General features: G+C 70.6%; 10 protein-coding genes. 2 read left to right on the plus strand and 8 right to left on the minus strand.

All coding sequences use genetic code 11. The features are described 5' to 3' along the window. Position 1: 1 nt before the first annotated feature. From JWP54_RS15110 to JWP54_RS15120, 3 genes are all read right to left on the minus strand, one after another. Entirely contained in the window at positions 2-1,267 is a 1,266-nt protein-coding gene (locus JWP54_RS15110; protein ID WP_297373476.1) for an MFS transporter, read from the minus strand. A 140-nt stretch (positions 1,268-1,407) separates the two neighbouring features. Next, positions 1,408-1,641 carry a hypothetical protein gene (locus tag JWP54_RS15115; RefSeq protein ID WP_297373479.1) on the minus strand — a complete coding sequence of 78 codons (234 nt, stop codon included), beginning with the start codon at positions 1,639-1,641 and terminating at the stop codon, positions 1,408-1,410. A gap of 13 nt (positions 1,642-1,654) precedes the next feature. Next, positions 1,655-2,086 carry a riboflavin kinase gene (locus JWP54_RS15120; protein WP_297373482.1) on the minus strand — a complete coding sequence of 144 codons (432 nt, stop codon included), beginning with the start codon at positions 2,084-2,086 and terminating at the stop codon, positions 1,655-1,657. 269 nt (positions 2,087-2,355) lie between these two features. Here JWP54_RS15120 and purU point away from each other — a divergent pair, with 269 nt between their 5' ends. Together purU and JWP54_RS15130 are read left to right on the plus strand one after the other, a co-directional pair. Beyond that, a complete protein-coding gene (purU, locus tag JWP54_RS15125; protein ID WP_297373516.1) occupies positions 2,356-3,213 on the plus strand; it encodes a formyltetrahydrofolate deformylase in 858 nt (285 codons plus the stop codon). A gap of 21 nt (positions 3,214-3,234) precedes the next feature. Further along, positions 3,235-3,594, plus strand: a complete 360-nt coding sequence (locus JWP54_RS15130) for a YrdB family protein (RefSeq protein ID WP_297373484.1) — start codon at positions 3,235-3,237, stop codon at positions 3,592-3,594. Positions 3,595-3,597: 3 nt separating this feature from the next. Here JWP54_RS15130 and JWP54_RS15135 read toward each other — a convergent pair whose 3' ends face one another. The 5 genes from JWP54_RS15135 to JWP54_RS15155 all read right to left on the minus strand — a co-directional run bounded on the left by JWP54_RS15135 (position 3,598) and on the right by JWP54_RS15155 (position 9,647). Next, positions 3,598-3,990, minus strand: a complete 393-nt coding sequence (locus JWP54_RS15135; RefSeq protein ID WP_297373487.1) for a DUF1761 domain-containing protein — start codon at positions 3,988-3,990, stop codon at positions 3,598-3,600. Between the two features lie 56 nt (positions 3,991-4,046). Beyond that, complete coding sequence (locus JWP54_RS15140) at positions 4,047-4,934, minus strand: helix-turn-helix domain-containing protein (protein WP_297373490.1); 888 nt, start codon at positions 4,932-4,934, stop codon at positions 4,047-4,049. A gap of 10 nt (positions 4,935-4,944) precedes the next feature. Next, positions 4,945-6,210 carry an MFS transporter gene (locus tag JWP54_RS15145; protein WP_297373493.1) on the minus strand — a complete coding sequence of 422 codons (1,266 nt, stop codon included), beginning with the start codon at positions 6,208-6,210 and terminating at the stop codon, positions 4,945-4,947. Between the two features lie 124 nt (positions 6,211-6,334). Continuing rightward, entirely contained in the window at positions 6,335-8,233 is a 1,899-nt protein-coding gene (locus tag JWP54_RS15150) for a heavy metal translocating P-type ATPase (protein WP_297373496.1), read from the minus strand. 199 nt (positions 8,234-8,432) lie between these two features. Next, positions 8,433-9,647: an NADP-dependent isocitrate dehydrogenase gene (locus JWP54_RS15155; RefSeq protein WP_297373518.1), complete on the minus strand. Its 1,215-nt coding sequence runs from the start codon at positions 9,645-9,647 to the stop codon at positions 8,433-8,435. Positions 9,648-9,682: the final 35 nt, after the last annotated feature.

The following is a 9,682-nucleotide window of genomic DNA, read 5'->3' on the forward strand; positions in this document are numbered from 1 at the left end:
GTCAGGCGCGGCGGCGGCGGATGACGAGGTCGCTGGCCAGCACCAGGACCAGCGCTACCAGGATGATGCCCACGTAGACGAACGGCACCGTGCCCAGGCCCACCCGGTCGAGCAGGAACGCGCCGACGAAGGCGCCCAGGCCGATACCGATGTTGAACGCCGTGGTGTACACCGCGCTGGCGGTGTCGCGGATGCGCACCGACGCGGTGTGCAGCAGCCGGGTCTGCAGCAGCGGCGGGAACGAACCGAACGCCAGGCCCCAGACCAGGAAGGCCGCGATCGCGACCGGCAGGGTCTGGGTCGAGACGGCGAGCACGCTCACGCTCACCGCGGTGACGGCCAGGCCGAGCACCAGGCCGAGCTGCGGCCGCTTGCTGAACACGGCGCCGCTGATGAACAGGCCGGCGGCCCCGGCTATGCCGTAGGCGAAGAGCAGCGGCGCAACGACGTCGCTGCCGACCGCGAGGGTGTCGCTGAGGAACGGGGCGATGTAGGTGTAGAAGGTGTAGTGCCCGATCATGGTGAGAGCGGTGATCGCGCAGACCAGCGCCACCGGGCCGATCGTGGGGTCGCGCGGCAATCTGGCCGTGGTGACGGTGCCGGTCGCAGTGGTCACGGTTTCGGTGCGTTGGGCGGTGTAGTGCTCCACCTTGGGCAGGAAGCGCCAGATCACGACGGCGCCGACGAGCATCAGCCCGGCCAGCACGATGAACGACATCCGCCAGCCCAGCACGTGGCCGGCGAAGGTGCCCAACGGCACCCCGAACACGAAGGCCAGCGTGCCGCCGGCGATGGTGATGGATACGGCGCGGGCGATCTGGTCCTTGGGCACCAGGTGCGCGGAGTACGCGCCGACGACGCCCCAGAACAGGCCGTGCGCCAGCCCGCCGAGGACCCGGGAGATCACCACGAAGGTGTAGTCGGGCGCGATGGCGGTCAACACGTTGCTCAGCGCGAAGACGACGAGGACCATCACGATCAGGCCGTGCCTGGGCATCCGCTTGGTGAACAGCGCCAACGGCGTGCTGGTGATCACGACGGTGAACGCGAACCAGGATACGAGCAGGCCGACGTCGGACTGACTCACGCCCAGGGAGCTGCTCATTTCGGGCAGCAGGCCGGTCGGCAGCATCTCGGAGGTGACCGAGAGGAACACGGCGGCGGAGAGGGCGATCAGACCGATCCAGGGGAACGGGCCGGACGGTGCAGTTTCGCCCGGCCGGGGACGGCCGGACGAGGGCAGCGAGATGGGCGCGGTGAATGACATGGGTGCTGTGGCTCACAGACAGGATCCGCTTGCCCGCAGCACGGGCGGCTGGACCGGCCCGGGCTGCGCGGGTTCTTCAAGCGGTGCGCGCCGACGTGCGCGCCCGGGGCCGCGCGAAGTTCCGCCGACCGTAGACCAGTTTAGCCGGATAAGTCCTCGAGTGACGGGTACGCCCACCGCAGCCAGCCGACCGGCAGACCGCTGTGCTCGGCGAGCGCCTGGTGGGTCGGCGCCTGGCCGCGTCGGGCGCGCAGCTCCCGCAAGCCCGCGACCACGGCGGCCTCCCGGCGGCCCTGCCGTTCGGAGCGGCGTAGCGCCGGGTCCGCGCTCCCGGCCGGGGCCTGGCCACGGAGCGGGCGTTGTTTCCAGTGCACGGCCAGCGAAACGTCAGGCGGCGGCGCGCGCCCCGGCGGCGTACCAGTCGCGGGTGTCCTGCACGTCCACGGCGAGCTGGTCGACAAGGGCGGGGGTATCGACGAAGGCCACCTCGGCGCGCAGGATCAGGCGCAGCTCGACGGAAAGTTCCTGGCCGTACAGGTCACCGGCGTAGTCCAACAGGTGAGCCTCGAGCAGCGGGAAGCCGGCGTCGCCGTAGTACGTCGGCCGGGTGCCCACCGACACGGCCGCCAACACGCCGTCGGACGGCAGGGACTCGCCGTGCACGATCGCCGCCCAGATACCGGCATGCGCCGACAAACCCGGCACCTCGATGTTCGCGGTGGGAAACCCGATCACCCGGCCCCAGGCGTTGCCGTGGATGACCGTTCCGGTGATCGTCGTCGGCCGGGTATCGAGCGCCCGCAGGTGTCCATCGGTCATCGTGTGTCTGCCTTTCCGCATCGCAGTGGTGCAGGGTCCTTGGGGAGCCCGGCTATCTGGTGTCCATCTCAGCATCCTGCGGTTTCGGGGAGACAACCAAAACATTGCCGGATTATTGCGCCGCTTTACGCGCTCGCTCCGCCGCTGTTCCCGGGCGGCCGGAATCGGTAACGCCGTCGCTGCGAGTCCGGAGCCGGCTGCCGACCCGGCGCCAGCGGGGCGGGACCCGCCCAGCCGGGTAATCTGGAGCGATGAACCCCAGCCCTTCGATGCCCGCGCACCATCACCACCTGGTCGTCACCCTCGTCTGCCCCGACCAGCCCGGTATCGTGCACGCCGTCAGCGGTGCCATCGTCGACGCCCGCGGCAACATCACCGAGAGCCAGCAGTTCTCCAGCGCCGACACCGGCCGGTTCTTCATCCGCCTGCAAGTGGAATCCCCCGCCAATCGCGAGGAACTGCAGGCCGCCCTCGACCCGATCATCGAGCGCTACGGCATGGCCTCCGTCATCGACGTCGTGGGCCGGCCGCTGCGCACCCTCGTGCTCGCCTCCACCGCGGGCCACTGCGTGAACGACCTGCTCTTCCGCCAGCGTGGCGGCCAGCTCGCGGTGCAGGTGCCCCTGGTGCTCAGCAACCACGGCACCCTGCGTGACCTGGCCGGTTTCTACGGCGTGCCGTTCGAGTCGATGCCGATCACGGATGCGGCCAGCAAGGCCGCGTTCGAGGCTCGGGTGGTGGGAGCCGTGGAAGAGAACGACATCGAACTGGTGGTCCTCGCCCGGTACATGCAAATCCTCTCCCCCGAGCTGTGCGCGTACCTCGAGGGCCGCGCGATCAACATCCACCACTCGTTCCTGCCCGGTTTCAAGGGCGCCAACCCGTACAAGCAGGCCCACGCCCGCGGCGTGAAGCTCATCGGCGCCACCGCCCACTTCGTGACGAGCGACCTCGACGAGGGCCCGATCATCGAGCAGAACGTGGTGCGAGTCGACCACTCCCGCACCTCGGGTGAGCTCGTCGCGATCGGTCAGGACGAGGAGAGCCGCACGCTCACCCAGGCGGTGAAGTGGTTCGCCGAGAACCGGGTGCTGCTCGACGGGGCCCGCACCATCATCTTCAAGTAGCCCGGTCGGTAGGATTGGCAGGTGAACCCCACCCCCGCCTCTCCCACCGTCGGTGCCAACGACATCCTCCGCTTCCTGCTCGAACTGTTCGCCTTCGTGAGCCTGGCGCTCTGGGGGTTCCTGGCCTGGCCGCTGCCGTGGCCCGGCATCCTGGTGGGCATCCTCGCGCCGGCCTTCGCGATCCTGGTCTGGGCCCTGTTCCGCTCACCGAAGGCCGTGTTCAAGCTCGACCCGTTCGGCAAGGCGATCGTGGAGATCTTCGTGTTCGGCGCCGCCGCGCTGGCCTGGTGGGACCTGGGCCAGCCGATCGTGGCCGGGGTGTTCGCCGTGGTCGCCACCGTCAGCGGGATTCTCTCCGGCCGCAAGGAACTGGGCGCCTGAACCTCACTGCATCGCGCCGATGATGGCACCCATCACGGTGAACGAGACCACGTTGTAGGAGCCGTTGATGGCGAACAACACCGGGCTTCGTCGTTCGAACAGGTAGTTCACCCCCAATGCGGCGGCGACGAACGAGGCCCCGGTCGCGAACCCGGCGAACACGCCGAAGCCCAGGCCGTTCGAGCCGATGAACGCGGCGAGGCTGATCGCCATCACGATCGCCAGGATCAGCGATCCGCCGAAGACCCGCGCCGTGCCGTGTTTCAGCTGTTCGTCGGTGACGCCGGCGGCGCGCTGCCAGGGGCGGGCGAACACCACCGAATACCAGAGCCGGCCGATGATGAACGACGAGATCGCGGCCAGCGCGATGGCCAGCCAGTTGAATGACACGTCCATGATGGCTCCCGGGAGGCGGTGTCCCGGCCAGTCCGGGACACCGCCACGCTAGCGAGTCAGGGCAGTGGGGGTCTTGTAGAAAATTCCGGCACGCCCTCGAGCACCTCCAACGGCACGAAGGCGGCGTACTCGGGCCCGTAGCGGGTGACGATGTCGAGGTACCGGCTGGGCGAGAGGCCCGTGAACGCGCGGAAGACCCGGATGAAGTGCGGCTGGTCGTAGTAGCCGGAGGTGGCCACCAGGCCGGCCCAGCTGGGCATCGGCCCTTGCAGGGGCAGGGCCTGGATGAACTGGCGGAACCGGACGATGTCGGCGTAGGCCTTGGGCGTCACCCCGCACCAGGTGCGGAAGTTCTCGATGAGGTGATGGTGGCTGAGCCCGGCGGCCGCCGCGATCACCGGGATGGGCGCACCCGGGTCCCGGTGGATCGCCGCCCAGGCTCGCACCACCGCCGGTGGTGCGGCGCCGGGCAGCCGGTGCGCCCGGAGGTGCGCGCCCAGCAGCCCCACGGCGGCGGCGGGGTCCGTGGCGCGCCGGGCCGTCCGGCACAGGGCGTCGGTGTCGCCGAACAGCCCCTGGCTCTCCCGCACGGTTCCGGTGAGGGCGGTGGCGGGCAGTTCGAGGAACCGGGCGGCCGCGAACGGGGCCAGTTCGGCGGCGACGTGGCGGATGGCCGGCGGGCTCTGGGTCATCAGGAACCGCGGTTGCAGGCCGGAGAGGAACCCGGTTCGCAGCACGCGCACCGCCCCGGTCTGCAGGTCGAACAGCCGGTACGGGTCGGACAGGTTGAGGATCAGGTGCAGTGCGGGCTGCGGGAAGATGCGCTCGTAGCGCTGTTCCGCAGCCTGTTCGAGGTACCACAGCCGCTGCACGTCGGGCGCCAGGTCCGCCGGCACCGGCACCTCGAGGTAGTCCATGCCCCCACCGTAGAACCGGATGGGCATACCCGACACGTCAGGCGGACTGCACCGATGGTCGGGGCGGGTCGGGATTCGGGGGCTCCGGGGCGCTCTGGGCGGGCAGGCCGCCGGGCATCCGCAGGGCGTAGAGCGAGGTGGCGGCGAACAGCAGGCCGCCGAGCAGGAACGCGGCCGGGTACGACACCGAGTCGGCCAGCACCCCGGCGACGAGCGGGCCGACGATGGCGCCGAAGTCGGAGAACATCGAGAAGATCGCCACCGGCCGGCCGCCCGCGGTGCCGGCGGCGTCACCGACGGATGCGGCGGGCGCGGTGCCCATGAACGCCGCGGCGACACCGTAGACGCAGAGCAGCGCGGTGAGCAGCCAGATGTTCGGCGCGAACGGGATGACCGTGATCGTGACCGCCGCCACCGCGAATGCGCCGAAGATCGCCGGTTTACGGCCGACGGTGTCGACGAACCGGGCCGCGGGCGCCAGGGCAAGCGCCTGCGCCACGGCGGCGACCGCGAACGCGATGCCGGTCCAGGCGCTCGGGCCCTTGAGCACCTCGACGACGAGCACCGGCACGAGGGCGCCCCGCACTCCGAACGACGACCAGCCCTGCGCGAAGTTCGCCAGGCAGGCCGCGCGGAATCGGGGGTCGCGCAGTACCGTGCGCAGCGGCAGCAGCGGCGTGGAGGCGCCAGCGCCGCCGGCCCCGGCTCGGGTGGCCGGGCGCAGCAGCACCAGGCCGATCACCCCGGCGACGGCCAGGGTGCCCGCGTAGAAGAAGAACGGCGCGGTCAGCGAGATGGTGGCCAGCAGTCCGCCGAGCGCCGGTCCCGCCATGCCGCCGATGAGGAATCCGCCCTGGTAGAAGCCCACCGCCCGGCCGCGGATGCCCGGCGCGGTGGTGCGCAGCAGCAGGGTCATCGCCGCAACCGAGAACATCGCCGAACCGATGCCGCCCACGCCGCGCAGCAGCAGCAGGTGCGGGTAGCTGCCGGCGATGCCGAGCAGCCCGCTGGACACGGCGACGATGCCGATGCCCACGGCCAGGATGGTGCGTTCCCCGGCCCAGTCGATGAGCTTGCCGCAGACCGGGCTGGCGAGGAAGCGCATCAGCGCGAACGCCGACACCACCGCGCCGATCTCCAGGTTGCCCACACCGAAGCTCTTCACGTAGACCGGCAGCACCGGCACGACCACGCCGAAGCCCACCATCACGAAAAAGGCGATCACGCCGAGCACGTAGACGTCGCGGCCCAGCCGGGGTGCGTTCGCCGGCCGGCCCGGTCCGCGACCAAACGGTGAACGCATGCGTGGCATCCTCTCAGCGTAAACGGTCGGCGCCGTCCCGGCGGCGACCTGGCGCCGCGGATCCTCCGCGGCTCGGCCGTGCGACGACGGTCGGTGCGGGATGCGCGAGCGACCGGCCCGACCGTCAGATCCGCGCGGGCACCGTCCGGGTGGCGGGCGGGATCCGGGCGGCAACGCCGCGCGCGCGCGCGTCCCGGCGACCGCCGATCGCGCGCAGGGCGTTCAGGATGGTGGCCAGGTCGACGGCCTCCTGCAGCAGCGCGCCCGTCGTGGCCGGGATCAGGCCGAACGCGGCGACGATCATCAGGCCGATGCTCAGCGCGATGCCCAGCCAGATGCTCTGCAGGGCGATGCGCACGGTGTCCCGGCCGATGGCGACCGCTCGGGCGGCGCGGGACAGGTCGTCGAGCAGGATCACGGCATCCGCTGATTCGCTTGCCGCCGTCGCCCCCTTGGCGCCCATGGCGATGCCGACGTCGGCCACGGCGAGCACCGGTGCGTCGTTGACGCCGTCGCCGACCATGATCACCGGCCGCTCCCGGATGGCCCGCACGGCGTCGACCTTGTCGGCGGGCAGGCAGTCGGCGCGCACCCGGGTGATGCCCACCAGTCTGGCGATGTGGTTGGCGGCCGGCCGCGCATCCCCGGTGAGCATCATGGACTCCTGCACACCGAGCTTGGCCAGGGCCAGCACGGTGGCGCGGGCGTTGTCGCGCAGCTGGTCGGCAGCGACGAGGAAGCCCGCGAACCGGCCGTCCACGGCCAGGTAGATCGCGAGTTCTCCCCCGGCCAGGTCCGCCGGGTAGGCATCCGGGGCGTGCTCGGCCACGAACGCCAGCTTGCCCACGACCACCTCGCGGTCGCCGAACCTGGCGGTCACCCCGTGGGCGGGCACCTCCGCGGCTGACTCGGTGCGGAGCAGAGTCAGGTCGCGCCGGTCCGCGGCTGCGAGAACGGATGCGGCCAGCACGTGCGACGAATACTGCTCGGTCGACGCCGCCAGGGTCAGCAGCTCCTCCTCGGCGAACGGTGGCTCCGGGCTCACCCGGGCGATGGCCGGCGTGCCGTGGGTGAGGGTGCCGGTTTTGTCGAACACCACGGTCCGGGCGCGGTCGAGCTTCTCGAGCACTCCCCCGCCCTTGACGATGATGCCGGTTCGGGCCGCCCGGCTCATGCCGCCCATGAACGCGATCGGGGCGGCGAGCAGCAACGGGCAGGGCGTGGCGACGACGAGGACCTCGGCGAAGCGCACCGGGTCGTCGGCGACGTACCAGGCCAGGCCGGCGAGCAGCAGGGCCACCGCGGTGAACGGCACGGCGTACCGGTCGGCGAGACGCACGACGGGGGCCTTGCTGGCGGCGGCTTCGGCCACGAGCGCCACGATCTGCTGGTATTGGCTGTCCGCAGCCAGGGCGGTGGCCCGCACGGTGGCAGCGGCCTGGCCGTTGATCGATCCGCTGAGCACCGGGTCGCCGGCGCGGCGCTCCACCGGCAGGCTCTCGCCGGTGAGCGAGGACTCGTCGAACGCGGCCACGGCCGAGACCAGCTCGGCGTCCACGGGCACGATCTCGGCCGGCCGCACCAGAAGCAGATCGCCGACCCGCACCAGGGTGGCCGGCACGTCCTCCACGTCGGCGGACCCGTCGCGCAGCAGGTGCGCGACCTGCGGCACCCGGTCGAGCAGGGTCCTCAGCTCCCGCTGCGCCCGCCCCGCCGCAAAGTCTTCCAGCGCCGCCCCGCCGGAGAGCATCAGCACGATCAGCAGGGTGGCCACGTACTCGCCGACCAGGATGGTGGCGATGAGGGCCAGGATCGCCAGCAGGTCGACGCCGAACGCGCCGTGGCGCATCCGCCGGATCATGCCGGCGCTCTGGCTGCCGACCACGACCAGGCCGAGGCCGGAGAACAGCCACTGCACGGCGACGGGGAGCCCGGCGGCCCAGAGCAGCAGTCCGAGCAGGCCGATCAGGATGGTTGCCGCCACAACCGGATACCGACGGAAAGCTCCCGTGAGCGTGGACATGGCACCATTCTCGCCTCGCCTGCCCGCGCGCACCAGCAGTGGCCCGCGCCCGGGCGCACTCGATCCGGGCCGACTGTGCCCGGTGCGGACAATTGTGCCCGGCGCACCGGGTGCATTAGTCCGCACCGGGTGCCGTTGGGTACAGCGAAGGCCCCGCCGGATCGGCGGGGCCTTCATCAGGGGCGGGCGGGCGGGCGGGTCAGGCCAGGCGGGTCTGCAGGTTGTCGGAGATCGCGGCCAGGAATTCCTCGGTGGTGAGGAACGCCTGCTCCGGTCCGACGAGACCGGCGAGGTCCTTGGTCATCTTGCCGCTCTCGACGGTCTTCACGACGACGTCTTCGAGGGTGTGCGCGAACTCGGCCAGCGCCGGGTTCTCATCCAGCTTGGCGCGGTGCGTCAGGCCCCGGGTCCAGGCGTAGATCGACGCGATCGGGTTGGTCGAGGTGGGCTTGCCCTGCTGGTGCTGGCGGTAGTGCCGGGTCACGGTGCCGTGCGCGGCCTCCGCCTCGACGACGCTGCCGTCGGGGGTGGAGAGCACGCTGGTCATGAGGCCCAGCGACCCGAAGCCCTGCGCCACGGTGTCGGACTGCACGTCGCCGTCGTAGTTCTTGCAGGCCCAGACGTAGCCGCCCTCCCACTTCATCGCCGCGGCGACCATGTCGTCGATCAGGCGGTGCTCGTAGGTGAGGCCTGCGGCCTCGAAGCGCTCCTTGAACTCGGCGTCGAAGATCTCCTGGAAGATGTCCTTGAACCGGCCGTCGTAGGCCTTCAGGATGGTGTTCTTCGTCGACAGGTAGACCGGGTAGTTGCGCTCGAGGCCGTAGTTCAGCGACGCACGGGCGAAGTCGATGATCGACTTGTCCAGGTTGTACATGCCCATCGCCACACCGCTGCCGGGCGACTGGAAGACCTCGAACTGCTGCGGCTCGCCGCCGTCCTTCGGGGTGAACGTCATGGTCAGGGTGCCTTCGCCCTCGAACCGGAAGTTCGTGGCCCGGTACTGGTCGCCGAACGCGTGGCGGCCGATGATGATGGGCTTGTTCCAGCCGGGCACCAGGCGCGGGATGTTTGAGATGATGATCGGCTCACGGAAGATGGTGCCGCCCAGGATGTTGCGGATGGTGCCGTTCGGCGAGGGCCACATCTTCTTCAGGCCGAATTCCTCGACGCGGGCCTCGTCGGGGGTGATGGTGGCGCACTTCACGCCGACGCCGTGCTTCTGGATCGCGTGGGCCGCGTCGACCGTGATCTGGTCGTCGGTCTCGTCACGCTTCTGGATCGAGAGGTCGTAGTACTCGAGGTCGATGTCGAGGTACGGGTGAATCAGGGAGTCCTTGATGGCCTGCCAGATGATGCGGGTCATCTCGTCCCCGTCCAGCTCGACGACAGTACCTGCAACCTTGATCTTCGACAATGGATTCTCCTCAGTGAGTCGGGGCATGGTGGCCG

Source organism: Cryobacterium sp. (assembly GCF_025463825.1).
Lineage (GTDB): Bacteria > Actinomycetota > Actinomycetes > Actinomycetales > Microbacteriaceae > Cryobacterium.

Excerpts from the sequence above, each read along its gene's own strand:
- JWP54_RS15120 (WP_297373482.1), bottom strand. The coding sequence starts at position 2,086 with ATGACCGATGGACACCTGCGGGCGCTCGATACCCGGCCGACGACGATC.
- purU (WP_297373516.1), top strand. The coding sequence starts at position 2,356 with ATGCCCGCGCACCATCACCACCTGGTCGTCACCCTCGTCTGCCCCGAC.
- JWP54_RS15110 (WP_297373476.1), bottom strand. The coding sequence starts at position 1,267 with ATGTCATTCACCGCGCCCATCTCGCTGCCCTCGTCCGGCCGTCCCCGG.
- JWP54_RS15145 (WP_297373493.1), bottom strand. The coding sequence starts at position 6,210 with ATGCGTTCACCGTTTGGTCGCGGACCGGGCCGGCCGGCGAACGCACCC.
- JWP54_RS15135 (WP_297373487.1), bottom strand. The coding sequence starts at position 3,990 with ATGGACGTGTCATTCAACTGGCTGGCCATCGCGCTGGCCGCGATCTCG.
- JWP54_RS15150 (WP_297373496.1), bottom strand. The coding sequence starts at position 8,233 with ATGTCCACGCTCACGGGAGCTTTCCGTCGGTATCCGGTTGTGGCGGCA.
- JWP54_RS15140 (WP_297373490.1), bottom strand. The coding sequence starts at position 4,934 with ATGCCCATCCGGTTCTACGGTGGGGGCATGGACTACCTCGAGGTGCCG.